Here is a 25,092-nt window from a genome sequence, read left to right as displayed (position 1 = left end):
CATGAGGTGATGGCAGGAGGCAAAAACATCGCGGGGCAAGCCCGCTCCGGTGGGAGCGGGCTTGCCCCGCGATGCGCTCAACTCACTCAGGGAGCTGGTTGAGCAAGCGTTCGAGACGGGCATCGAGGCGACGCTTGATCTCGTTCTCGATATGCGGGGTGAAGTCGTTGATCACGTCCTGCATGATCAATTGCGCTGCCGCCCGCAGCTCGCTGTCCAGGTGCAGCAGGGTTTCCTGGCGGCGGGCCTGCGGGTCCATCGGGGCCGGTGCCGGTGTGGCAACGGCCGATGGCGCTTCGGCCTCTTCGAGCAGCAGCGGGATCTGCTCCTCGACGGTGTCGGTCAACAGCGGCGGTTCAAGGGATTCGTCGCCCAGCAGCTGGCGAATCGACTCGAGGTCGTCAAGCAGGTGTGCGGATTGGGGCAGGGGGGTGGGTTTGTCCATCGTCTTCACAGTCGCTGTAGGCGGTGATCCTGCAGAGCATAGCCCTGTTCGCGGTAGAAACGGAAACTCTCTCGGGCAGCCTGACGGATCGTCGGCTCCTCGATCACAATTTCGGCAATGCGGGCAAAGCGCGAAGCGAATGCTGGCACCTTGAGGTCCAGGTTGATCAGCAGGTCCTGGTGGCTGCCGGCGTCATCGCCCAGGCCCAGGGCCACGCTGGCGTTCGGGTCGTCCTCGGCCGGGCTGTGGGGCACGAAGGCTTCGCCCTTGAACGCCCACAGGCGTGCATCCAGCTCATCGCGCTGGGCGGCATCGCTGCACTGCAGGTAGACCCGATGCCCCAGGCGCCAGGCCTTCTCGCAGAGCTTGCAGGCAAAATCCAGGCGCGCCGAGGGGGCGTCGCTGGGGAGAATGTAGAAATCGACCTTGCTCATGATCTGCCTGCCGACCAGCTACGCCCGGGAGCGTAGCCGGTCGGCCATCACTCAGGCGTTGGCGCGGTCGAGCAGGTACTGGGTCAGCAGCGGAACCGGGCGGCCAGTGGCGCCCTTGTCCTTGCCACCGCTGATCCAGGCGGTGCCGGCGATGTCCAGGTGAGCCCAGTTATAGGCCTTGGCAAAGCGCGACAGGAAGCAACCGGCGGTGATGGTGCCGGCCTTCGGGCCGCCGATGTTGGCGATGTCGGCGAACGGGCTGTCGAGCTGCTCCTGGTACTCGTCGAACAGCGGCAACTGCCAGGCGCGGTCGTCGGCACGCTTGCCGGCGTCGAGCAACTGGCCGACCAGTTCGTCGTTGTTGCCCATCAGGCCCGAGGTGTGGCTGCCCAGGGCGACGATGCAGGCGCCGGTCAGGGTGGCGATGTCGATCACCGCCTGGGGCTTGAAGCGTTCGGCGTAGGTCAGGGTGTCGCACAGCACCAGGCGGCCTTCGGCGTCGGTGTTGAGGATCTCGACGGTCTGCCCGCTCATGGTGGTGACGATGTCGCCCGGACGGGTGGCGCCGCCGCTCGGCATGTTCTCGGCGCAGGCCAGCAGGCACACCAGGTTGATCGGCAGTTGCAGTTCGAGCACGGCGCGCAGGGTGCCGAACACGCTGGCCGCACCGCCCATGTCGAATTTCATTTCATCCATGCCGGCGCCCGGCTTGAGGCTGATGCCACCGGTGTCGAAGGTGATGCCCTTGCCCACCAGCACGAACGGCTTCTCGGATTTCTTACCGCCCTGGTAGTTCATCACGATCAGGCGTGGTGGCTGGTCGCTGCCCTGGCCAACGGCGTAGAACGCGCCCATGCCCAGTTCCTTGATCTTCTTCTCGTCCAGCACCTCGACCTTCAGGCCCTTGTGGGCCTTGCCCAGGTCCTTGGCCTGCTCGGCCAGGTAGCTTGGGTGGCACACGTTCGGCGGCAGGTTGCCCAGGTCACGGGTCAGGCGCATGCCGGTGGCGATGGCACGGGCGTGCTTCACGGCGCGCTCGACCTCGGCGGCACCGGCCTTGTCGGCCAGCAGGGTGATTTTCTTCAGGGCGCGGGCTTCTGCCTTCTGGCTCTTGTACTGGTCGAAGACGTACTCGCCGTCGAGCAGGGTTTCGGCCAGCAGGCGCGCCTTGCCGTAGAAGCCATCGCGTCCAGCGACGGTCACTTCGTCCAGGGCCAGTACCGCGTCGCTGCCATTGACGCCCTTGAGCACGGCCAGCACGCTGGACGCCACCTTGCGCCAGCTGCGGTCACCCAGTTCGCTGTCCTTGCCGGTGCCCACCAGCAGCACGCGCTCGGCCTTGAGGTTCGGCAGGCTGTGCAGCAGCAGGGTCTGGCCGACCTTGCCGGCCAGGTCGCCGCGCTTGAGCATGGCGCTCAGCGCGCCGCCGCAGGCTTCATCGACCGCCTTGGCCGTGGCACCGAGTTTGCGACCTTCGCCGACCGTGAGCACCAGCGTGGCGGTTTTCAAGGAGGCAGCGGCTACGCTTTTTACAACCAGTTCCATGTCAGGATCCCCGAATGATCTGTGTCGGCGCACTACCTGTGCAGGCGCCTGGCCGCGTGGTCGCGTGCCGGTGATAAAGCTGCCAGTTTGAGCCTGCTTGGACCGCCCTGACAACCCCGACATGAAGCATTGCACGGCGCCAAGTGACAGGCACGGCCAATCACAGGATAATGCGCCAACTTTTGTCCCGGTTCGCTTCGGCTGAACCAACAACTATCTTGGCTGTATATGTATTCCTTGTTCGGCTGTCCGAGCCTGACAACCCAGGAGTGTCTGGTTTGATCGTCTTCCGTTATCTGTCCCGCGAGGTCCTGGTGACCTTGAGTGCCGTCAGCGCCGTGCTGCTGGTGATCATCATGAGCGGGCGCTTCATCAAATACCTGGCCCAGGCGGCCCAGGGCGTGCTCGATCCGGGTGTGCTGTTCCTGATCATGGGTTATCGCCTGCCTGGTTTCCTGCAGTTGATCCTGCCGCTGGGGCTGTTCCTCGGCATTCTGCTGGCCTATGGCCGGCTGTACCTGGAAAGCGAGATGACCGTGCTCTCGGCCACCGGCATGAGCCAGCAGCGCCTGCTGGCGATGACCATGGCCCCGGCGGCGCTGGTGGCCTTGCTGGTCGCCTGGCTGAGCCTGAGCCTGGCGCCGCAGGGGGTGACCCAGGTGGCGCAGATCATCAACCAGCAGGATGCCATGACCGAGTTCGACACCCTGGTACCGGGCCGCTTCCAGACCCTGCGCGACGGCACCCGGGTCACCTACACCGAGCAGCTGTCCGAAGACCGCGGCAACCTGGGTGGCGTGTTCATTTCCGAGAAGCGCTTCTCCCAGGACAAGACCAAGGAGCGGGCGCCTTCGGTGCTGGTCGCCGAGAAGGGCCGGCAGGAGCTTGGTGCCGACGGCAACCGCTACCTGATCCTGGAAAACGGCTACCGTTACGACGGCAACCCTGGCCAGGCCGACTACCGCGCCATCAAGTACGACACCTATGGTGTGCTGCTGCCCAAGCCTGAGGTCAGTGAAGAAATCACCGACCGCGAAGCCATTCCGACCTCCGCGCTGATCGGCCACGATGGCCTGCGCGAGCGTGCCGAACTGCAATGGCGCCTGTCGTTGCCGCTGCTGGTGTTCGTGGTGACCTTGCTGGCCGTGCCGCTTTCGCGGGTCAATCCACGCCAGGGCCGCTTCCTCAAGCTGCTGCCGGCGATCCTTCTGTACATGGCCTACCTGACCATGCTGATTGCCGTGCGTGGCGCCCTGGAGAAAGGCAAGCTGCCGATCGGCCTGGGTGTCTGGTGGGTCCACGGGTTGTTCCTGCTCATCGGCCTGGGGCTGATGTACTGGGAGCCGTTGCGCCTCAAGCGTGCCGCTCGCCGTGCGGAGGTGGCCCATGGTTAAGCTCGACCGTTACATCGGCAAGAGCGTCCTGCTGGCCATCATCGCCGTGCTCGGGATCATCCTCGGCCTGGCCTCGCTGTTCGCCTTCATCGACGAGATGGGCGACATCAACGACAGCTACACCCTCTGGGATGCCGGCAACTTCGTGTTGCTGACCGCACCGCGGCGGCTGTACGACATGCTGCCGATGGCCGCCCTGATCGGTTGCCTGATCGGCCTGGGCAGCCTGGCCAGCAGCAGCGAACTGACCATCATGCGGGCGGCGGGCGTGTCCATCGGGCGTATCGTCTGGGCGGTGATGAAGCCGATGCTGGTGCTGATGCTGGTTGGCATCCTGATCGGCGAATACGTGGCCCCGGCGACCGAGAACAAGGCCCAGGCCGACCGTTCCCTGGCCCAGGGCAGCGGTGAGGCGCAGAGCTCCAAGCGCGGTATGTGGCACCGCCAGGGCGACGAGTTCGTGCACATCAACTCGGTACAGCCCAACGGCCTGCTGTACGGCGTCACCCGTTATCGCTTCGACAACGAGCGCCACCTGGTCACCTCCAGCTTCGCCCGTCGGGCGCAGTACCAGGAAGATCACTGGCAGCTCAACGATGTGACCACCACCTATTTCCGCGGTGATCACACCGAGGTCGTCAAGGAGCCGGTCGTGCGCTGGGACGTCACCGTCACCCCGCAACTGCTCAACACCGTGGTGCTGGCGCCCGAGTCGCTGTCGATCACCGGTTTGTGGGATTACATCCACTACCTGTCCGACCAGGGCCTGAACAACGCCCGCTACTGGCTGGCGTTCTGGACCAAGGTGCTGCAGCCGTTGGTGACGGCGGCCCTGGTGCTGATGGCGATCTCCTTCATCTTCGGTCCGCTGCGTTCGGTGACCCTGGGGCAGCGTGTGTTCACCGGTGTGCTGGTGGGCTTCGTGTTCCGCATCGCCCAGGACCTGCTCGGGCCATCGAGCCAGGTGTTCGGCTTCCCGCCGTTGCTGGCGGTGGTGATTCCGGCGGCGATCTGTGCCGGGGCCGGGTGGTGGATGTTGCGACGGGCTGGTTGAGTCTTGTCGTCATGAGAAAGCCGACCTGTGGGTCGGCTTTTTTGTGGGTGTTTGTTTTTTGCGCACTGTAGGAGCGGGCTTGCCCTGCGATCCGATCTGCCGGGTGGATTGCAATCGCGGGGCAAGCCCGCTCCTACAGTCGATCAGGGTCAAGCAGATTTCTTGCGCTTGGGCACATGCACCAGCTGGCTATCCGAGTAGATGTCGTGCCAACTGCGTTTTTGCTTGTCGACCAGCGACCAGAAAAAACCCAGCCCCAGGCACAGCCAGGAGGCAATGGCCACGATAAAGCGCAGCAGCGCCTGCCACAGGCTGATCGCACTGCCATCGGCGTTCTGTACGCGAACGCCCCAGACCTGCATGCCCAGGGTCTGCCCGCCGTGGGTCCAGAACTTGGCAAAGAAGCCGAACAGGGCGAACAGCAGCAAGGTCGACAACAAAGGATCGCCATCCAGGGCGCCAGCCTCGGTCAGTTGGCGCATGCGCGCCTCACCGATGATCGCCATCTGGATCATCTTGTACACGCCCGCCGTGACGATCAGCAGCGCCGTACACAACAGGAAGTCGTAGAACATCGCGGCCAGTCGACGGCCAAGGCCAACGGCGGGGAAGTCGCCCTGGGGCTGTAACAACGGCTTGGGCATACACGGGCCCTCCTTGGGCAAAACAGCCATTCTACGAAATTACGCGTGCGCATCGTTGCCCTGCGACAGGGTTTGTCTTTCAGGCTGTCATCGCGGGGCAAAGCCTATCGCCGGCGATGCCGGCTCCCACAGAGACAGGAGTTCCCACCGAGCGCGCACAAAAAAGCCCCTGCTGTTGCCAGCAGGGGCTTTTTATATCGGGAATCAGGCTTCCGCGATAACTTCGTCAGCCTGCATGCCTTTCTGGCCCTGCACGGCGATGAAGGTGACTTTCTGGCCTTCTTTCAGGCTCTTGAAGCCGCTGCCCTGAATAGCGCGGAAGTGTACGAACAGATCCGGACCGCTTTCTGGAGTGATGAAACCAAAACCTTTCTCGTCGTTAAACCACTTGACGGTACCGCTCTGACGTTGGGACATTGTCTTATTTCCTTTGAAACTTAGAATTAGTAACAGCTTCTTCCAAATGAAAGAGTACTGGGCTGGGTTGCAGGAAAGTAAGAGACGTCGAACGGGTTGTAGCAACTCTCAGCGCTACTGCCCAGGTCACGAACCATAGCGACCCATGCAAACACAGTGCAGTGACTCTACGCTAACTCTGTCGGCAAAAACAAGCCCTCAAAGCCGCTGCCGCTCTACCTTTTGGTGCCCGTTCGGTCGATTTTTTCCGGCTCATTCCAGACCGTGTCGCGATGCTTTTCGAAAGTTATAAAACGCGTTCGAATTCGAAAATCCGAACGCGCCATGACACTCTGTTTCAACTAACGATTCAGCCGCGATAGTAGCGCTGTGCAACGAATGGCATCTTGCTGACTTTCATTGCTACGCGCTTGCCGCGCACGATGGCCCAGACAGGGGTGTCGAGTGCGGTATGGGCGCTATCGAGGTAACCCATCGCCACCGGGCCGCCCAGGGTCGGACCGAAGCCGCCGCTGCAGACTTTGCCGATAATGGTGCCGGCTTCGTCGACGATTTCCGCGTCTTCACGAACCGGGGTGCGCTCCTGGGGCAGCAGGCCGACACGCTTGCGCGCTACGCCGTTGCCTTGCTGGGCGAACACCTGTTCGGCACCCGGGAAGCCACCGGCGCGCGCGCCATCGGCCCGACGCACCTTGGAAATGGCCCACAGCAGGCTGGCCTCGATCGGCGTGGTCTGCGCGTTCATGTCATGGCCGTACAGGCACAGGCCGGCTTCCAGGCGCAGGGAATCACGGGCGCCCAGGCCGATGGCCGCCACTTCTGGCTCGGCCAGCAGGCGACGGGCCAGGGCTTCGGCCTGGCCGGCCGGCACGGAGATTTCGTAACCGTCTTCACCGGTGTAGCCGGAGCGGCTGACATAGCAATCGTTGCCCAGCAGTTGCACGGGCTGGAACTGCATGAAGGTCATCTTCGCCACGGCAGGCGCCAGGCGCTCCAGTACCTTGACCGCCGCCGGGCCTTGCAGGGCCAGCAGGGCGCGCTCTTCGAACAGCGGCTCGATCTCGCACTGATTGCCGATGTGCTTGCGCAGGTGGGCCAGGTCCTGGTCCTTGCAGGCGGCGTTGACCACCAGGAACAGTTCGTCGTTGCCCAGGTTGGCGACCATCAGGTCGTCGAGGATGCCGCCCTGTTCGTTGGTGAACATGGCATAGCGCTGCATGCCCACCGGCAGGTCGATGATGTCGACCGGTACCAGGGTTTCCAGGGCCTTGGCGGCATTGGCACCGCGCAGACGGATCTGGCCCATGTGCGAGACGTCGAACAGGCCGGCCTGTTCGCGGGTGTGCAGGTGTTCTTTCATCACGCCCAGCGGGTACTGGACCGGCATGTCGTAGCCGGCGAACGGCACCATGCGCGCGCCCAGTTCCAGGTGCAGGGCGTGCAGCGGGGTCTTGTGCAGTGTATCGGTGGACATTGATGACTCCTTGGTGCTGGTAGAGGGTGTCAGCATTCGATGATGTTGACGGCCAGACCGCCGCGGGCGGTCTCCTTGTATTTGCTTTTCATGTCGGCGCCGGTCTGGCGCATGGTGCGGATTACCTTGTCGAGGGAGACGAAGTGCTGCCCGTCGCCGCGCAAGGCCATGCGCACCGCATTGATGGCCTTCACCGAGCCCATGGCGTTGCGCTCGATGCAAGGCACCTGGACCAGTCCGCCGATCGGATCGCAGGTCAGGCCCAGGTTGTGTTCCATGCCGATTTCGGCGGCGTTCTCGACCTGGTGCACCGTGCCGCCCATCACTTCGCACAGGGCCCCGGCCGCCATGGAACAGGCCACGCCGACCTCGCCCTGGCAACCGACCTCGGCGCCGGAGATCGAGGCGTTCTCCTTGTAGAGAATGCCGATGGCGGCGGCAGTGAGCAGGAAGCGCACCACGCCATCTTCGTTGGCACCGGGGATGAAGCGCATGTAGTAGTGCAGCACGGCCGGGACGATGCCGGCGGCGCCATTGGTGGGGGCGGTGACCACCCGGCCACCGAAGGCGTTCTCTTCGTTGACGGCCAGGGCATAGAGGTTGACCCAGTCCAGCACCGACAGCGAGTCACGCAGGCTGGCCTCCGGATTGCTGCACAGTTGCCGGTACAGCGCCGCGGCCCGGCGCTTGACCTTGAGGCCGCCAGGCAGGATGCCTTCGTTGCGACAGCCGGCGGCGACGCAGTCCTGCATCACTTGCCAGATGCGCAACAGACCGCTTCGGGTTTCGCTTTCCGGGCGCCAGGCCGCTTCGTTGGCCAGCATCACCTGGCTGATCGACAGGTTCTGTGCGGCGCAATGGCCGAGCAGGTCCCTGGCGGTCTTGAACGGGAAGGGCAGCACGGTGCTGTCCTCGACGATCCGGTCCTTGCCGGCCGCCTCTTCATCGACCACGAACCCGCCGCCCACCGAGTAGTACTCGCGGCTGCGGATCTGCAGGCCGGCGGCGTCGAAGGCGCGAAAGATCATGCCGTTGGGGTGATAGTCCAGCGGCTTGCGGATCATCGCCAGGTGCTGTTTTTCGACGAAGTGGATGTTGTGCTCGCCCAGCAGGTTCAGTCGACCGCTGCTGCGGATCGCCTGCAGGCGGGCGGGAATGCTGTCGGTGTCGACGGTGTCGGGCTGCTCGCCTTCAAGGCCCAGGAGCACGGCCTTGTCGCTGCCGTGCCCTTTGCCGGTGGCGCCGAGCGAACCGTAGAGCTCGGCCTTGACGCTGACCGTGGCGGCCAGCAGGCCATCGCGCCGCAGGCCTTCGGCGAAGCGCGCGGCAGCGCGCATCGGGCCCACGGTATGGGAACTGGAGGGACCGATGCCGATCTTGAACAGGTCGAAGACGCTAAGTGACATGGTCGTACCCTCGTTGATGGTCAGGAGCATCGCGGGTCAAGCCCGCTCCTACTGTAGGAGCGGGCTTGACCCGCGATTGGGCCTTACGCGTCCTGGTAACTCTCGATCGACGGGCAGGCGCAGACCAGGTTGCGGTCACCGAAGACGTTGTCGACCCGGCCGACCGGTGGCCAGTACTTGCCTTCGATGAGCGTGGCCAGCGGGTACACCGCCTGTTCGCGGCTGTACGGATGGCTCCACTCCCCGGCGATTTCCGCGGCGGTGTGCGGCGCGTTCTTCAGCGGGTTGTCGTCCTTGTCCAGGCTGCCGTTTTCCACCGCGCGAATCTCTTCGCGGATGCGGATCATGGCGTCGCAGAAACGGTCCAGTTCTTCCTTGGATTCGCTTTCGGTCGGCTCGATCATCAAGGTCCCGGCTACCGGGAACGACATGGTCGGGGCGTGGAAGCCGAAGTCGATCAGGCGCTTGGCCACGTCGTCGACGCTGATGCCGCTGCTGTCCTTGATCGGACGCAGGTCGAGGATGCACTCGTGTGCCACCAGGCCGTTGCTGCCGGTGTACAACACAGGATAGTGCTCTTCCAGGCGGCGGGCGATGTAGTTGGCGTTGAGGATCGCCATCTGCGAGGCACGCTTGAGACCGGCGCCACCCATCATGCGAATGTACATCCAGGTGATCGGCAGGATGCTGGCGCTGCCGAACGGTGCGGCACAGACCGCGCCCTGTTTGTTTTCCATGTGCGCGTGACCCGGCAGGAACGGCGCCAGGTGCGACTTGACGCCGATCGGGCCGACGCCCGGGCCGCCACCGCCGTGCGGGATGCAGAAGGTCTTGTGCAGGTTCAGGTGGGAAACGTCGCCGCCGAACTTGCCCGGGGCGCAGAGGCCGACCATGGCGTTCATGTTGGCGCCGTCGATGTACACCTGGCCGCCGTTGTCATGGATGATCGCGCAGATTTCGCCGATCGCTTCCTCGAACACGCCGTGGGTCGACGGGTAGGTGATCATCAGCGCGGCGAGGTGTTCGCGGTGCTCGATGGCCTTGGCCCGCAGGTCGTCGATGTCGACGTTGCCACGGGCGTCGCAGGCGGTGACGACCACGCGCATACCGGCCATGTGGGCGGTGGCGGGGTTGGTGCCGTGGGCCGAGGATGGAATCAGGCAGATGTCGCGGCGCGATTCGCCACGGCTCTGGTGATAGGCACGGATGGCCAGCAGGCCCGCGTACTCACCCTGGGAACCGGCGTTGGGCTGCAGCGACACGGCGTCATAGCCGGTGGCGGCGCACAGCATGGCTTCCAGTTCCGAAGTCAGTTGCTGGTAACCCTGGCTTTGCTCGGCCGGTGCGAAGGGGTGCAGGTTGCCGAATTCGGCCCAGGTCACCGGGATCATTTCGCTGGCGGCGTTGAGCTTCATGGTGCACGAACCCAGCGGGATCATGGTGCGGTCCAGGGCCAGGTCCTTGTCGGCCAGGCGGCGCAGGTAGCGCATCAGCTCGGTTTCGCTGTGGTAGCGGTTGAACACCGGGTGCTCGAGGATCGCCGATTGGCGCAGCAGGGCCGCCGGCAGACGCGACTCGACCGAGGCGGCGAGGGCGGCGAAGTCCGGAGTGGCGTTGCCGTTGGCGAACAATGCCCAGAGTGCTTCAACGTCGGCTTGACGGCTGGTTTCGTCCAGCGACAGGCCCAGGCGCTGGGCGTCGATCTGGCGCAGGTTCAGCTGCTGTGCCCGTGCCTTGTCGTGCAGCGCGGCGGTGTTGGCGCCGGTGTTCAGGGTCAGGGTGTCGAAGAAGGCATCGCCTTCGACAGCAACGCCCAGGGCTTTCAGGCCAGCGGCCAGGATCGCGGCCAGGCGGTGGGTGCGTTCGGCGATCTGCTTCAAGCCCTGCGGGCCGTGATACACGGCGTACATGCTGGCGATGTTGGCCAGCAGGACTTGGGCGGTGCAGATGTTGCTGGTGGCTTTCTCGCGGCGGATATGCTGCTCGCGGGTCTGCATGGCCAGGCGCAGGGCGGTCTTGCCGAAGCGGTCGATCGATACGCCGACCAGGCGGCCCGGCATGTCGCGCTTGAACGCGTCACGGGTGGAGAAGTACGCCGCGTGCGGGCCACCGAAGCCCAGCGGTACACCGAAGCGCTGGGCGCTGCCGATGGCCACGTCGGCGCCGAATTCGCCAGGCGGGGTCAGCAGGGTCAGGGCCAGCAGGTCGGCAGCCACGGCCACCAGGGCGTTGGCAGCGTGGAAGCGCTCGACCAGCTCGCGGTAGTCGAAGACTTCACCGTTGCTGGCCGGGTATTGCAGCAGGGCGCCGAAGTAGGCGCTGACGTCGCTCAGTTCGCGCTCGTCGCCAACCACCACCTCGATGCCCAGGGGCTCGGCACGGGTGCGCAGCACGTCGAGGGTCTGCGGATGGCAATGCACGGAGGCGAAGAAGGCGTGGCTGCTCTTGTTCTTGCTCAGGCGCTTGCAGAAGGTCATGGCTTCGGCAGCGGCGGTGGCTTCGTCGAGCAGCGAGGCGTTGGCGATCGGCAGGCCGGTGAGGTCGCTGATCATCGTCTGGAAGTTCAGCAGCGCTTCCAGGCGACCCTGGGAGATTTCTGGCTGGTACGGGGTGTAGGCGGTGTACCAGGCCGGGTTTTCCAGCAGGTTGCGCAGGATCGGTGCCGGGGTGTGGCAGTTGTAGTAACCCTGGCCGATGAAGCTCTTGAACAGCTGGTTGTTGCCGGCGATGGCCTTGAGCGACGCCAGGGCGTCGGCTTCGCTTTGCCCGGCGCCCAGTTCCAGGACGCTGGTGCCCTTGATGCTGTCAGGGATGACGGCAGCGCTCATGGCCTCCAGGGAGTCGAAGCCCAGGGTGGCGAGCATTTGTTGCTCGTCGGCCTGGCGCGGGCCGATGTGGCGGGCGATGAATTCGTTGGCAGTGCCGAGGTTGATGGTCATGGCAGGTCCTCAGGCGTCAGCGTTGGCTTTGATCAGGCGGTCGTAGGCGTCCTGGTCGAGCAGGGCGGCCACTTCGTTCATGTCCGCAGGGATGAAGCGGAAGAACCAGCCTTGGCCCAGCGGGTCTTCGTTGACCAGCTCCGGGCTGTCGTTGAGGCTTTCGTTGACCGCTACCACTTCACCGGTCAATGGCATGTAGACGCCGCTGGCCGCTTTCACCGATTCGACGGTCGCGGCTTCGGCAGCTTGCTCGTACTGCTGCAGCTCAGGCAGTTGCACGTAGACCACATCACCCAGGGCGTTCTGGGCGAAGGCGGTGATTCCGACGGTGACGCTGCCATCGGCTTCGGTACGCAGCCATTCGTGATCTTCGGTAAAACGCAACTCGCTCATGGAAACTCCTCAAGGGTAGGCGTGGCTCAGGTACGGCGCTGAGCACTGGTAATGAGGATTTCCTTAGCAATTTCGCGGCCATTTATAAAATATCGTTATAAATCAATGGCATAACGAAATTTTAGAGCGAGAGATGTTTGTGGCTGTAGCGAAATCGCTACAGCTGAAGATGGGAAAAAAAGCCTAGGAGGATCAGAACCATGTCTAGAGCGGTCAATCGCCACTGTACTGATATCGTTACGCTGTATCGATATCAGTACAGGCGTTCGTCGCTTTCACACCTTACCCGGGATGCCGTACTTGCGCAGGCGGTGGGCAATGGCGGTGTGTGAGGTTTGCAGGCGGTTGGCCAGCTGGCGGGTGGACGGGTAGTTGGCGTAGAGCTTTTCCAGCAGGTTGCGCTCGAAATCGTCCACCGCCTGTTCGAGGCTGGCGACTTCACCGTCGTGTTCACGGGCCACCGAGGTGCCGGCGATGTCCAGGTCGCCGATATCCACCAGGCTGCTTTCGCAAATGGCCGCGGCGCGGAAGATCACGTTCTGCAGCTGGCGTACGTTGCCCGGCCAGGGGTTGCCCAGCAGCGCCGGATGGGTGGCCGGCGTCAGGCGGCACAGCGGGCGCTGGATCTGCGTGCAGGCCTGCTGCATGAAATAGTGCGCCAGCAGGAGGATGTCCTGGCCGCGCTCGCGCAGGGGCGGCACCTGCAGGTTGAGGACGTTCAGGCGATAGAACAGGTCTTCGCGGAAGTTGCCGTCGGCGACCATTTTCTCCAGGTCGCGGTGGGTGGCGCTGAGGATGCGCACATTGACCTTCACCTCGCGGTCGCCGCCGACCCGGCGGAAACTGCCATCGTTGAGAAAACGCAGCAGCTTGGCCTGCAGGTAAGGCGACATCTCGCCGATCTCGTCGAGGAACACCGTGCCCTGGTTGGCCAGCTCCATCAGCCCTGGCTTGCCGCCGCGCTGGGCGCCGGTGAAGGCGCCGGGGGCGTAGCCGAACAGTTCGCTCTCGGCGAGGTTTTCCGGCAGGGCGGCGCAGTTCAGGGCCAGGAAGGGTGCGGCATGGCGGCTGCTGACGGCGTGGCAGGCACGGGCCACCAGTTCCTTGCCGGTACCGGTCTCGCCATTGATCAGCAGCGGTGCATCCAGGGCGGCCACCCGCAGGGCGCGGGCCTTGAGGGTGCGGATCGCCGGCGAGTCGCCGAGCAGGGCGTCGAAGCCTTCGGCGTGGTCATGGTGCAGGGCCGAGAGCCGTTCGCCCATGCGGTTCGGCGGGTACAGGGTCAGCAGACCGCCGGCGTTGGTGATCGGCGTGGCGTCGAGCAGCAGGCTCTGGCCATTGAGCTGCATCTCGCGCATCGGCAGGTGAAAGGCGTTGTCCTGCAGGGTCTGGAGCAATCCAGGATCGCCGAACAGCTCGCCCACCGAACGGCCCGCCGATTCGCGCCCGCACAGGTCGATCAGGGCCGGATTGGCCAGCAGTACGGTGCCGGCGCTGTCGACGGCCAGCACCGGGTCGCTCATGGCGGCGAGCAGGGCATCGAGTTGCAGGTGGCGGCGCTGGCCGGGGAGGATGTCGACGACTTCCACCGACTGCACGCCGTGCACATCGAACAGGGCGTCGTGCAGCTCTTCAAGTACGGCCGGGCTCAGGGTCGGGGCGTCGATGTAGACGTTGGGCGGCACCATTTCCACGGCGTCCAGGTTGAGATTGCGGGCACCGAGCAGGGCGAGCACTTCCTGGGTGATACCGACGCGGTCGATGAAACTGACGTGGATGCGCATGGGAGGGATGGGTTCAAGGCTGCCGAAACGGGCAAGTATGCCTTAAATCGCGGGGCAAGCCCGCTCCCACTGCATCGGTAGGAGCGGGCTTGCCCCGCGATGAGGCCCGGAAGGCTACTCGAATTCTTGAATGTCGATCGGGTCACCCGATTTCATGTTCAGTTGCACACGAATATCTTCGAACATCAGGTCGTAGTGCTTGTGCACCGAACCGATGTTGCTCAGGTGTTTGGGAATGCCGTACTGCTCAGCGATTTTTGTCACATTGCTGGCGAAGTTGTAGGCCTCTTCCTTGGGCAGGAAGAAGGTCTCATTCATGGCTTTTCCCTGAATCGACCCATGCATCTTGAACTGAATGCCTTTGCCTTTGCTCGGGTCTGAGGCGACCTCGTAGTCGAGGTTGATGTCGTAACTGACATCGGCCGTGTTCAACGCATGGCGTTCGATGTGCAGATGGCCAGGGGTAAAGGTTGCCATGGTGTAGTCCTCTGGAGGTTGAAACGGGCGAACACGAGATTCGCCCAACTGCATCAACGGTAGCTGATTCCAGGCTTGGCCGTGCTGACACGGGTACCGGCAGTACCTTTGACAATATCTTCGATATCGGCCAGTGAGCCAATCACTGCGACTTTGCCGGTATGACGGGCAAACTCGCAAGCGGCCTGGACTTTCGGGCCCATGGAGCCTGCTGCGAAACCAAGGCGTTCAAGCTCGTCGGGGTGAGCCTGGGCAACGGCTTTCTGGGTGGGTTTGCCCCAGTCGATATACGCCGCATTGACATCGGTGGCGATGACCAGCAGATCGGACTCCAGCTGCTGGGCCAGCAACGACGAGCAGAGGTCTTTGTCGATGACCGCCTCGACGCCACTGAGCACCTTTCCGGTCGCATCGTATTTGGTCGGAATGCCGCCACCGCCTGCACAGATCACGACGGTCTTGTTTTCCAGCAACCATTTGATCGGACGGATCTCGAAGATGCGCTTGGGTCTCGGGCTGGCGACCACGCGGCGGAACTTGTCGCCGTCGGCCTTGACCACCCAGCCTTTTTCCTTGGCCAGGCGCTCGGCTTCCTCTTTGCTGTAAACCGGACCGATGAACTTGGTCGGGTCCTTGAAGGCCGGGTCGTTGCCGTCCACTTCAACCTGGGTCAGCAGGGTGGCGAACGGCACCTCAAAGGCCAGCAGGTTACCCAGCTCTTGCTCGATGATGTAGCCGATCATGCCTTCGGTTTCAGCCCCGAGGACGTCCAGCGGGTAGGCTTCGTCCGGCTTGTAGGATTGCGCTTGCAGCGACAGCAGGCCGACTTGCGGGCCGTTGCCGTGGGCGATGACCAGTTCGTTGCCCGGGTGGATCTTGGCGATCTGTTCGGCGGCAATGCGGATATTGGCGCGCTGATTGTCCGCGGTCATGGGTTCGCCACGGCGCAGCAGGGCGTTGCCGCCCAATGCAACAACGATACGCATGATGAAATTCCTTATGGGGGAGGGTACACCTTGTGGGAGCGGGCTTGCCCCGCGAATGCGATCTGTCAGTGACATCGCATCGCGGGGCAAGCCCGCTCCTACCGATGGATTACAGGTCGGCCAGGGTCGAGACCAGGATCGCCTTGATGGTGTGCATGCGGTTTTCCGCTTGCTCGAAGGCGATACAGGCTGGCGACTCGAAGACGTCCTCGGTCACTTCGATGCCGTTCTTCAGGTTCGGGTACTGTTCGGCAATCTGCTTGCCGACCTTGGTGTCGGAATTGTGGAATGCAGGCAGGCAGTGCATGAACTTGGTCCGTGGGTTGCCGCTGGCTTTCATCAGTTCGGCGTTGACCTGGTAAGGCAGCAGTTGCTGGATGCGTTCACCCCAGGCTTCGACCGGCTCGCCCATGGATACCCAGACGTCGGTGTGGATGAAGTCGACGCCCTTGACCGCGGCTTTCGGGTCTTCGGTCAGGGTGATGCGTGCGCCGCTTTCTTCCGCGTATTTCTTGCAGCGCTCGACCAGGTCGTCATGCGGCCACAGGGCCTTCGGTGCGGCGATGCGCACGTCCATGCCGAGCTTGGCGCCGATCAGCAGCAGGGAGTTACCCATGTTGTTGCGCGCATCGCCCAGGTAGGCGTAGCTGATGTCGTGCAGCGGCTTGTCGCTGTTCTCGCGCATGGTCAGCACGTCGGCGATCATCTGGGTCGGGTGGTACTCGTCGGTCAGGCCGTTGAACACCGGTACGCCAGCGAACTTGGCCAGTTCTTCGACGATCTCCTGCTTGAAGCCACGGTATTCAATGGCGTCATACATGCGGCCCAGGACCCGTGCGGTGTCCTTCATGCTTTCCTTGTGGCCGATCTGCGAGGAGTTGGGGTCGATGTAGGTGACGTTGGCGCCCTGGTCGTAGGCGGCCACTTCGAAGGCGCAACGGGTGCGGGTCGAGGTTTTCTCGAAGATCAGCGCGATGTTGTTGCCTTTGAGGTGCTGCTGCTCGGTGCCGGTGTACTTGGCACGTTTCAGGTCGCGGGACAGGTCCAGCAGGTAACGCAGCTCGCGGGTGGTGTGGTGTTCCAGGCTGAGCAGGTTACGGTTGTGAATGTTGAACGCCATGATGATTCTCCTTGAATGCGGTAATCGGCCCGGCCGGCGCCGGGTAGGCGCGGCCGGATTGATGGACGTTTAGTAATCGATAGGGTCGCGAACGATCGGGCAGGTCATGCAGTGGCCGCCGCCACGGCCACGGCCCAGTTCGCCGGCGCTGATGGTGATGACCTCGACGCCTGCCTTGCGCAGCAGGGTGTTGGTGTAGGTGTTGCGGTCATAACCGATGACCACACCTGGCTCCACAGCCACCACGTTGTTACCGTCGTCCCACTGTTCGCGTTCGGCGGCGAAGCTGTTGCCACCGGTTTCGACGACGCGCAGTTTCTTCAGGTTGAGCGACTCGGCGACCACGTCGATGAACGATTTGTTCTCGCGGCGCACGTCCATGCCGTATGGCTTGCTGCTGTCCGGACGAATGACGAACGGCACGATTTCCTTGACCACTTCCGGGAAGACCGTGACCAGGTCGCGGTCGCAGAAGCTGAACACGGTGTCCAGGTGCATCGCTGCACGGGACTTCGGCAAACCGGCGACCACGACTTTCTCCACCGCGCCCTTGGCGAACAGCGACTGGGCGAGCTGGCCGATGGCTTGACGCGAGGTACGCTCGCCCATGCCGATCAGGACCACGCCATTGCCGATCGGCATGACGTCACCGCCTTCGAGGGTGGCCTTGCCGTGGTCCTGGTCCGGATCGCCGTACCAGACTTCAAACTCGGCACCGGTGAAGTCGGGGTGGAACTTGTAGATGGCGGTGGTCAGCAGGGTTTCCTGACGTCGCGCTGGCCAGTACATCGGGTTCAGGGTCACACCGCCGTAGATCCAGCAGGTGGTGTCGCGAGTGAACTGGGTGTTGGGCAGCGGGTCGAGCAGGAAGCTGGAGTGGCCCAGGTAGTCGCGGTACATCTTGATCACGCCGGAGCCTTCGCTCTCAGGCAGGTCTTCACCGGCCACGCCGCCGATCAGGAACTCGGCGATCTTGCGTGGTTCCAGGCCTTCGATCCAGCTGCGTACTTCGTTGGTCAGGCCGATACCGACGGTGTCGGAGGTGATCTTGCGGTCGAGGATCCATTTCAGCGCATCAGGTTGCGCAACGATATCGGTCAGCAGGTTGTGCATTTCCAGCACTTCGATGCCGCGTTCACGCATTTTGGTGACGAAATCGAAGTGGTCACGCTTGGCCTGGTTGACCCAGATGACGTCGTCGAACAACAGCTCGTCGCAGTTGCTCGGCGTCAGGCGCTGGTGCGCCAGGCCCGGGGAGCAGACCATCACTTTACGCAGTTTGCCGGCTTCGGAGTGTACGCCGTACTTAACTTTTTCCGTGGACATGGTTCATTTCCTCCAAGTTTCGAATACGGGGGTTACAGGGTCAGGAAGCCGTCGTACAAGCCATAGGCAGCCACCAGGGCGCCGATGACTACGGCGGCGAAGAGCAACTTCTCCACGTTGGTAAAAATCGGTTGGCCGACCTCGCGCTTGGCCTTGGCGAACAGGATCACGCCAGGGGCATAGAGCAGGGCCGAGAGCAGCAGGTATTTGACGCCACCGGCATACAGCAGCCAGATCGCGTAGACCAGAGCGATGCCGCCGATGATCAGGTCTTTCTTGCGTTCGGCCAGGGCCTGTTCATAAGTTTCGCTGCGCCATGCCAGCAGGAAGGCATAGGCCGCCGACCACAGGTAAGGCACCAGGATCATCGAGGTGGCGAGGTAGATCAGCGACAGGTAGGTACTGGCCGAGAACAGGGTGATGATCAGGAAGATCTGCACCATGGCGTTGGTCAGCCACAGGGCGTTGGCCGGCACGTGGTTGGCGTTCTCGCGGCGCAGGAACTCCGGCATGGTGTGGTCCTTGGCTGCGGCGAACATGATCTCGGCGCACAGCAGTACCCAGGAGAGCAGGGCACCGAGCAGCGAGATGATCAGACCGACGCTGATCAGTACTGCGCCCCAGTGACCGACCACGTGTTCGAGCACGGCGGCCATCGACGGGTTCTGCAGTTTGGCCAGCTCAGGCTGAGTCATGATGCCCAGCGACAGCACGTTGACCAGGACCAGGAACAGCAGCACGGTGATGAAACCGATGACCGTGGCCTTACCCACGTCAGAGCGCTTTTCTGCCCGCGCCGAGAAGATGCTCGCACCCTCGATACCGATGAACACCCAGACAGTGACCAGCATCATGTTGCGCACCTGGTTCATCACACTGCCCAGGTCCGGGTTCATGGTCCCCCAGATGTCGGCGGTGAAAATGTCCAGTTTGAAGGCGAACAGGGCGATCAGGATGAACAGCGCCAGGGGTACGACCTTGGCCACCGTGGTGATCAGGTTGATGAAGGCCGCTTCCTTGATGCCGCGCAGTACCAGAAAGTGCACGGCCCACAGCAGCACCGAGGCGCCGATGATGGCGGCCGGGGTGTTGCCCTCGCCGAAGATCGGGAAGAAATAGCCCAGGGTACTGAACAGCAGGACGAAGTAACCGACGTTGCCGAGCCAGGCACTGATCCAGTACCCCCAGGCCGATGAAAAGCCCATGTAATCGCCGAATCCGGCCTTGGCGTAGGCGTACACCCCGCCATCAAGGTCCGGCTTTCGGTTGGCCAGGGTCTGGAACACGAAGGCCAGGGTCAGCATGCCGATGGCGGTGATGCCCCAGCCGATCAGAACAGCACCGACATCGGCGCTGGCAGCCATGTTTTGTGGCAGCGAAAAGATCCCGCCGCCGATCATCGAGCCGACTACAAGTGCAACCAGCGCACCGAGTCGTAGTTTTCCGGGAGCGTCTGACATTGAATAACTCCATACCAGGAGAAGAGATGTGGCCAGATTAATTCCAGCAACGTATTCATATGCTGATTCAGATCAGTTCATGGGGCATTCCATTGCAAATCAGTGACTGAAAGAGCCTCCCGGAGCATGCCGACGGCGATACTGCAGGCCTTGAAAGCAGGCACCTCCATGGTGTTTTAGAGCAAACGCTCTGACAGGCTGCGAGAATTGAAGCTAGTCCGTTTCACAGGATTAGCAAATTTTTGACGAGAATTTTTCTTATTTGCTTGAAGGTGATGAAAGAGTGCACAAAACTCACCATTTAGTTCGTCCAGTCATAGACGCCATAGTTATGAGGACTATGATCCTAAAGACGTAATATTTATAAACACCGACGCCAGGTATATATTTAACTCAGGGTGTACCGCTGAGGTTACAAACACGAGACAACAAGGGGATTCGCATGTCCGAACCTGGACAGAAACTGCGCCTGGGCGCGTTGATCGCGCTGGTGGTCGGCTCGATGATCGGTGGTGGGATTTTCTCCTTGCCGCAGAACATGGCCGCTCGGGCCGACGTGGGGGCGGTGCTGATCGGCTGGGGGATCACGGCGGTGGGCATGCTGGCCCTGGCCTTCGTGTTCCAGACCCTGGCCAACCGCAAGCCCGAACTCGACTCGGGGGTGTATGCCTACGCCAAGGCCGGCTTTGGCGAGTACATGGGCTTCTCGTCGGCCTGGGGCTACTGGATCAGCGCCTGGCTGGGCAACGTCGGCTACTTCGTGTTGCTGTTCAGCACCCTGGGTTTCTACTTTCCGATCTTCGGCGAGGGCAACACGCCGATCGCCATTGCCTGCGCCTCATTGCTGCTGTGGGCCGTGCATTTCCTGGTGCTGCGCGGGATCAAGGAGGCGGCGTTCATCAACCAGGTGACCACGGTGGCCAAGATCGTGCCGTTGCTGATGTTCGTCGTCATCGCCGCGGTGGCCTTTCGCGCCGACATCTTCACCCGCGACATCTGGGGGCTGAGCAATCCGCAGTTCGGCAGCGTACTCGACCAGGTGCGCAACATGATGCTGGTGACGGTGTTCGTGTTCATCGGCATCGAGGGCGCCAGTGTCTACTCCGGCCGCGCGCAGCACCGCTCGGACGTGGGCAGGGCCACGGTGATCGGCTTTATCGGCGTGCTGGCCTTGCTGGTGCTGGTCAACGTGCTGTCGCTGGGGGTGATGACCCAGCCGGAGCTGGCCGCCTTGCAGAATCCGTCGCTGGCCTCGGTGCTGGAGCATATCGTCGGGCCCTGGGGGGCGCTGCTGATCAGCATTGGCCTGGCGATCTCGCTGCTCGGTGCCTTGCTGTCCTGGGCCTTGCTGTGCGCCGAAATCCTGTTCGCCACCGCCCGCGACCAGACCATGCCGCGCTTCCTGGCACGGGAAAATGCCAACCACGTGCCGGCCAATGCCCTGTGGCTGACCAACTGCATGATCCAGCTGTTCCTGCTGATCACCCTGTTCTCGGCCGGCACCTACACCAGCCTGATCTACCTGGCGTCGTCGATGATCCTGGTGCCCTACCTGTGGTCGGCGGCCTATGCCGTGCTGCTGGCGGTGCGGGGCGAGACCTATGGCGGGCAGGGCGGAGCGCGGCGCAAGGACCTGCTGATTGCCGGGGTCGCGCTGGTCTATGCGATCTGGCTGCTGTATGCGGGTGGCCTGAAGTACCTGCTGCTGTCGGCTTTGTTGTATGCGCCCGGGGTGATCCTTTTCGCCCGCGCCAAGCACGAGCAGGGCCAGACCCTGTTCACCCACTGGGAGAAGCTGATCTTCGCAGCTGTGCTGGTAGGGGCGGGGGTGGCGGCATACAGCCTCTACAGTGGCCTGTTGACCCTTTGAACGCTATCGCGGGCAATCTGCGGGCTCATGGCTTCCGGTCGTGACCAGATCCACAGGTTACCCAGGGTCATGCCGCCGATGGCGAGAAACACCGGCCAGCGATGTTCCAGGAACACCAGCATCAGGCTGGCGCACAGCAGCATGCTGACCGTAGCACTGACCTTGGCTCGACGCTGAATGACCTTGCCGTTGCGCCAGTTGTGCAGGATCGGACCGAACAGCCGGTGATGCTCCAGCCAGGCGCTCAGGCGTGGCGAACTGCGGGTGGCGGCCCAGGCGGCGAGCAGAATGAATTCGGTGGTGGGCAGCCCGGGCACGACGATGGCGACCAGGCCGATGGCCAGGCTGACGTAGGCCAGGAGGCCGTACAGCAGGCGGGAGAGTTTCGAGGCAGGAGGGCGGGTCATGGGCTCGTCGTTGGCACGGGTGGTACCCGGTTGCCACGAGGGTAACCGGGTAGCGCGGATCAGGCCAGTTCGGCTTTAGGCGCAGTCGCGTAGGCGTGTTTGAGCAACTGGGTGAAGCGCTCGAAGGCGGCGACCGCACCCTGTTCGGCCTTGGCCTCTTCTTCGGCGCTCAGCTCCAGGCCGTCGAGGATTCGGGTGAACTGCTTCCAGCCCTCGGCGCGGCCACCGGCCGGCTCGCCCAGGTGGCGGGCACCGAAACTGTCGCAGAGACCCAGTGCCACGGCGCGCTTGATCAAAAAGGCGGCACCGAGCTTGGAGCCTTCGGAGACGAAGATCCAGCCCATGGCTTGACCCAGGCTCGGGTTCTGCAACGTACCGGCAAAGGGTTCGGGCAGGGCGGTGTCGAGATCGGCGAGGTCCAGGGCGGCCTGCTCGGCCCGGCAGCGTTCGGCCAGGTCAGGGACGATGGCGATCAGCGCCGGGTCGTTGTACAGCGCCTTGAGTTCGTTCTGGAACAGGTACTGGGCGACCACGAAACGGGCGAAGCTTTCGCGGGTTTCGAATGGCGCGTGGGATTTGACCAGGGCGTCCAGTTCGGTATGCGGGGCGTGGGTCAGCTGGTTCAGGCGCTGTGAGCGCAGGGCGGCGCGTTCGGTGGTGGCGGTCATGGTGATTCCTTGCGAAATGGGCGGGCCTGGTAACTAGACGAACAAGCAGGGGTGCGAGAGTAAAAAAAGTGCGAGCAACGGTCTTGAACGCCTCGTTGTAGCCGCTGCCGACAGGCTGCGATCGACCGCAAAGCGGTCGCAGCGCTGGATCGCCGGGGTGACTGGATTGCGACTGCTTTGCAGTCGATCGCAGCCTCGTACCTCGGCAGCGGCTACAGGGGGGCGCAATGTGTGTGCCGTTAGATATCCCAGACCAGGTTGATGGCGAAGTTACGTCCCGGCATGGTCAGGCGGTCGAGGTTGGCCGGTGCGGTCACCGCCGCTTCGCCAAGGCCGTCGTAGCCGCGCACGTCATCCCACTGCCAGTATTTCTTGTCGGTCAGGTTGTACAGCCCGGCGTTGATGGTGACGTCGTCGTTGACCTTGTAGAAACCGGCAAGGTCCAGCACGCCGTAACCCGGTGTGCGGAACTGCTTGCTGGTGCCATCGGGGGCGAAGAAGGTGGTGTCGTCGACCCGGTCTTTGCGCTTGACCAGAGTCCAGTTCAACTGCGCACCGTATTGCGCCTGCTCATAGCCCAGGCCCAGCACGGCAGTCAGCGGGTTGACGCTGTTGAGCGGCTGGCCGGTGTCGTCGTTGCGGCCCCGGGCATAGGCCACCGAGCCCTGGGTGTACAGGCCTTGCGCTGCGCCGAAGTGATCCAGGTTCAAGCGGCCCTTGACCTCGGCGCCCTTGATGGTGGCGTGCTTGATGTTGTTGGCCTCGAAGGTCTGGCCCAGGTTGCTGCCCTGCACGGCGTCTTCGTTGATGAAGTCGCGGTACTTGTTATAGAACACCGCCACATCGAAGTTGCCGGCGTCGAAGTTGCCGCGCAGGCCGGTCTCGTAGCTCTTGCTCTTTTCCGGCTCAAGGTCGGAGTTGCCGCGCACGCTGTAGCCCAGGCCGGGGTTCTCGAAGCGGCCGTACAGGGCCTTGGCCGTTGGCGTACGGAAGCCTTCGGCGTACTGGCCGAACCAGGTGTAGTGTTCGTCGAAGGCATAGGTCAGGCCGAACTTGGGCGATACCCGGTGCCAGGTTTTCTCGCTGTCGTCGACCGGGTCGGCGCTCGTGGCGCCGACGCCGCGCAGGAATTCGTCGGTCATGTGCGGCTTGAGCTGGGTGTAGTCGTAGCGCAGGCCGGGCAGGAAGGTCCACTGGTTCCAGCGGATCTCATCCTGGGCGAACAGGCTGTAGGTGTTGACGGTCGGATCGGGGAAGTCGCTGACCAGGGCCTGGCTGTCGTTGACACTGATCTGGCCGATGGCGCGGCAGGCGCCGCCCACGTTCAGGCAGGTGCCGGTGCCGCTGCGCGAACCGGTGACCTTCTGGTGCTTGAGGGTGGTGCCGTAGGTCAGCAGGTGATCGGTTTCACCGATGGCGAAGGCTTTGTCCAATTGCGCATCGAACAGCCACTGGCGGTCCTTGTAGGTGGTCTGGCGATCGCGAAACACCTGGCGGCCCGAGGCGAAGTACAGCTCGTCGGTACGCTGGTCGGTCTTGCCGATCTGGTAGTTCAGGCTCCACTTCATGTTGTCGGCCAGCAGGCTGCCCAGGGCGAACTCGTGGTTGATGCCGAAACGCTCGCGGGTCACGGTGTCGTTGCCGGTGCGGTCGCGGTAGGAATTCATGGCGCCGAAACCGGGGATGAACGGCCCGCCCACGGCGCTCTTCTGGTCGAGGTCGCGGTCGTCCTTGTATTTCTCGTAGGTCAGGGCCAGGCGCGAATCGTCGGCATAGTTCCAGCCGGCCTTGGCCAGGATGTTGGTGGTGCGTACGTCTTCCGGGTTGGCCTCGGTACGCGCAAGGCCGGTGCCGCCGTGGCTACCGTAGGACTCGGTTTCATGGCCGTTGCGCTGGCTCAGGTGCAGCAGGCCGTCGACGTCGCCCTGGCGCCCGGCCACCGTGGCCGAGTTCAGCCAGCTCTCGTCCGCCGAGCTGTAGCCGGTTTTCAGGCGTGCGCCGACGTCCTGGCCGGGCTTGATGATGTCGTCGGGGTCGAGGGTGAAGTAGCTGACCGCACCACCGATGGCGTTACTGCCGTACAGCACCGAGGCTGGACCGCGGAGGATCTCCACGCGCTTGACGATTTCCGGGTCGACGTAGTTGCGCTGGGTCTGGGCGTAGGGGCCGAAGAAGAAGCTGTCGGGGATGGACACGCCGTCGATCTGGGTCAGCACCCGCTCACCGTCGATGCCACGGATGTTGTAGCCGTTCAGGCCGCTGCGCTGGCCGGTGCCGCTGACCGATACGCCGGGCTCGTAGCGCACCAGGTCCTTGATGGTGTTGACGTTCTGGCGGTCGAGCTGTTCACGGGTCTGGACCGTGACGGTGCTGGGCACCTGACTGACCTCCTGGGCGCTGCGGGTGGCGGTTACGGTGATCTGCTGCAAGGCGATGGCGCTGGAGGCACTACGTTCGATCACCACGTTGCCGACGCCCAGGGTGCGATAGCTCAGGCCGGTGCCGAGCAGCAGGCGTTGCAGCGCAGCTTCGGGCTTGAGCGAGCCTTGCACGCCGGGAGAGGCTACGCCTTCGGCCAGTTCGGCCGAGAGGCCGACCTGCCAGCCGGTCACGGCGGTAAAGGCGTTGAGGGCCGAGACCAGCGGTTGCTGGGCGATCGCAAAGCGGTAGTCACCCATGCGTGGCGCACTGGCCTGGGCGGGCTCTGCCGCCAGGGCCGGCAGGCTGCAGGCACCGCTGGCGAGCAGGGCCAGGGTCAGCAGCGACAGCGTGCAACGGCTGCGGGCCGGGTTGGATGAAGTGGCTGAAGACCGACGAGCAAAACCAGTGGACATCGAAAGCGCTCCCTG

At 63.3% G+C, this 25,092-nt stretch carries 21 protein-coding genes; 3 read left to right on the top strand and 18 right to left on the bottom strand.

The window, feature by feature from the left end:
• Positions 1 to 82: 82 nt before the first annotated feature.
• The 3 genes from M2D63_RS04290 to M2D63_RS04280 are packed head-to-tail and all read right to left on the bottom strand — an operon-like array spanning position 83 to position 2,424.
• Entirely contained in the window at positions 83 to 445 is a 363-nt protein-coding gene (locus M2D63_RS04290) for a DNA polymerase III subunit chi (protein ID WP_285861570.1), read from the bottom strand.
• A gap of 5 nt (positions 446 to 450) precedes the next feature.
• Positions 451 to 879 carry a DNA polymerase III subunit chi gene (locus M2D63_RS04285; protein WP_285861569.1) on the bottom strand — a complete coding sequence of 143 codons (429 nt, stop codon included), beginning with the start codon at positions 877 to 879 and terminating at the stop codon, positions 451 to 453.
• A gap of 51 nt (positions 880 to 930) precedes the next feature.
• Positions 931 to 2,424, bottom strand: a complete 1,494-nt coding sequence (locus tag M2D63_RS04280; RefSeq protein ID WP_285861568.1) for a leucyl aminopeptidase — start codon at positions 2,422 to 2,424, stop codon at positions 931 to 933.
• 278 nt (positions 2,425 to 2,702) lie between these two features.
• Here M2D63_RS04280 and lptF point away from each other — a divergent pair, with 278 nt between their 5' ends.
• Complete coding sequence (gene lptF, locus M2D63_RS04275) at positions 2,703 to 3,818, top strand: LPS export ABC transporter permease LptF (protein WP_285861566.1); 1,116 nt, start codon at positions 2,703 to 2,705, stop codon at positions 3,816 to 3,818.
• Entirely contained in the window at positions 3,811 to 4,872 is a 1,062-nt protein-coding gene (gene lptG, locus M2D63_RS04270) for an LPS export ABC transporter permease LptG (protein ID WP_285861565.1), read from the top strand. Before lptF ends, lptG begins: the two co-directional genes overlap by 8 nt.
• A 149-nt stretch (positions 4,873 to 5,021) precedes the next feature.
• Here the strand turns inward: lptG and M2D63_RS04265 are convergent, their stop codons facing one another.
• From M2D63_RS04265 to arcD (M2D63_RS04210), 12 genes are all read right to left on the bottom strand, one after another.
• The gene (locus M2D63_RS04265) at positions 5,022 to 5,516 is read right to left on the bottom strand and encodes an RDD family protein (RefSeq protein ID WP_285861564.1); all 495 of its coding nucleotides are present in this window, start codon (positions 5,514 to 5,516) and stop codon (positions 5,022 to 5,024) included.
• 204 nt (positions 5,517 to 5,720) lie between these two features.
• Positions 5,721 to 5,933, bottom strand: a complete 213-nt coding sequence (locus M2D63_RS04260; RefSeq protein WP_285861563.1) for a cold-shock protein — start codon at positions 5,931 to 5,933, stop codon at positions 5,721 to 5,723.
• A 349-nt stretch (positions 5,934 to 6,282) separates the two neighbouring features.
• Complete coding sequence (gene gcvT / locus M2D63_RS04255) at positions 6,283 to 7,407, bottom strand: glycine cleavage system aminomethyltransferase GcvT (RefSeq protein ID WP_285861561.1); 1,125 nt, start codon at positions 7,405 to 7,407, stop codon at positions 6,283 to 6,285.
• A gap of 29 nt (positions 7,408 to 7,436) precedes the next feature.
• Positions 7,437 to 8,813: an L-serine ammonia-lyase gene (locus M2D63_RS04250; protein WP_285861559.1), complete on the bottom strand. Its 1,377-nt coding sequence runs from the start codon at positions 8,811 to 8,813 to the stop codon at positions 7,437 to 7,439.
• Positions 8,814 to 8,896: 83 nt separating this feature from the next.
• A complete protein-coding gene (gene gcvP, locus M2D63_RS04245) occupies positions 8,897 to 11,752 on the bottom strand; it encodes an aminomethyl-transferring glycine dehydrogenase (RefSeq protein WP_285861557.1) in 2,856 nt (951 codons plus the stop codon).
• A gap of 9 nt (positions 11,753 to 11,761) precedes the next feature.
• Complete coding sequence (gene gcvH, locus M2D63_RS04240; protein ID WP_285861556.1) at positions 11,762 to 12,145, bottom strand: glycine cleavage system protein GcvH; 384 nt, start codon at positions 12,143 to 12,145, stop codon at positions 11,762 to 11,764.
• A 275-nt stretch (positions 12,146 to 12,420) separates the two neighbouring features.
• Entirely contained in the window at positions 12,421 to 13,929 is a 1,509-nt protein-coding gene (locus tag M2D63_RS04235; protein WP_285861554.1) for a sigma-54-dependent transcriptional regulator, read from the bottom strand.
• A gap of 114 nt (positions 13,930 to 14,043) precedes the next feature.
• Positions 14,044 to 14,406, bottom strand: coding sequence for a DUF5064 family protein (locus M2D63_RS04230; RefSeq protein ID WP_285861552.1), 363 nt, complete (start codon positions 14,404 to 14,406; stop codon positions 14,044 to 14,046).
• Between the two features lie 53 nt (positions 14,407 to 14,459).
• Complete coding sequence (gene arcC, locus M2D63_RS04225) at positions 14,460 to 15,392, bottom strand: carbamate kinase (protein ID WP_285861550.1); 933 nt, start codon at positions 15,390 to 15,392, stop codon at positions 14,460 to 14,462.
• A gap of 109 nt (positions 15,393 to 15,501) precedes the next feature.
• Positions 15,502 to 16,512: an ornithine carbamoyltransferase gene (locus M2D63_RS04220; protein WP_285861548.1), complete on the bottom strand. Its 1,011-nt coding sequence runs from the start codon at positions 16,510 to 16,512 to the stop codon at positions 15,502 to 15,504.
• A gap of 69 nt (positions 16,513 to 16,581) precedes the next feature.
• A complete protein-coding gene (arcA, locus tag M2D63_RS04215) occupies positions 16,582 to 17,838 on the bottom strand; it encodes an arginine deiminase (RefSeq protein ID WP_285861546.1) in 1,257 nt (418 codons plus the stop codon).
• A gap of 32 nt (positions 17,839 to 17,870) precedes the next feature.
• Positions 17,871 to 19,298, bottom strand: a complete 1,428-nt coding sequence (gene arcD / locus M2D63_RS04210; RefSeq protein ID WP_285861545.1) for an arginine-ornithine antiporter — start codon at positions 19,296 to 19,298, stop codon at positions 17,871 to 17,873.
• A 442-nt stretch (positions 19,299 to 19,740) separates the two neighbouring features.
• Between arcD (M2D63_RS04210) and arcD (M2D63_RS04205) the strand changes: the two genes are divergently transcribed.
• Positions 19,741 to 21,168 (top strand): arginine-ornithine antiporter, encoded by a 1,428-nt coding sequence (arcD, locus tag M2D63_RS04205; protein WP_285861543.1) that lies wholly within the window; start codon positions 19,741 to 19,743, stop codon positions 21,166 to 21,168.
• Here the strand turns inward: arcD (M2D63_RS04205) and M2D63_RS04200 are convergent.
• From M2D63_RS04200 to M2D63_RS04190, 3 genes are all read right to left on the bottom strand, one after another.
• Positions 21,144 to 21,575, bottom strand: coding sequence for a YbaN family protein (locus M2D63_RS04200; RefSeq protein ID WP_285861542.1), 432 nt, complete (start codon positions 21,573 to 21,575; stop codon positions 21,144 to 21,146). The genes arcD (M2D63_RS04205) and M2D63_RS04200 overlap by 25 nt on opposite strands.
• Before the next feature lie 59 nt (positions 21,576 to 21,634).
• Positions 21,635 to 22,243 carry a biliverdin-producing heme oxygenase gene (locus M2D63_RS04195; RefSeq protein WP_285861541.1) on the bottom strand — a complete coding sequence of 203 codons (609 nt, stop codon included), beginning with the start codon at positions 22,241 to 22,243 and terminating at the stop codon, positions 21,635 to 21,637.
• Positions 22,244 to 22,482: 239 nt separating this feature from the next.
• Positions 22,483 to 25,077: a TonB-dependent receptor gene (locus M2D63_RS04190; protein ID WP_285861540.1), complete on the bottom strand. Its 2,595-nt coding sequence runs from the start codon at positions 25,075 to 25,077 to the stop codon at positions 22,483 to 22,485.
• Positions 25,078 to 25,092 lie beyond the last annotated feature (15 nt).

Origin of the sequence: Pseudomonas sp. BJa5 (genome assembly GCF_030272875.2) — a bacterium.
GTDB lineage: Bacteria > Pseudomonadota > Gammaproteobacteria > Pseudomonadales > Pseudomonadaceae > Aquipseudomonas.
Note: the sequence above shows the minus strand (reverse complement) of the source record. Positions and strands in the feature narration are given on the sequence as shown.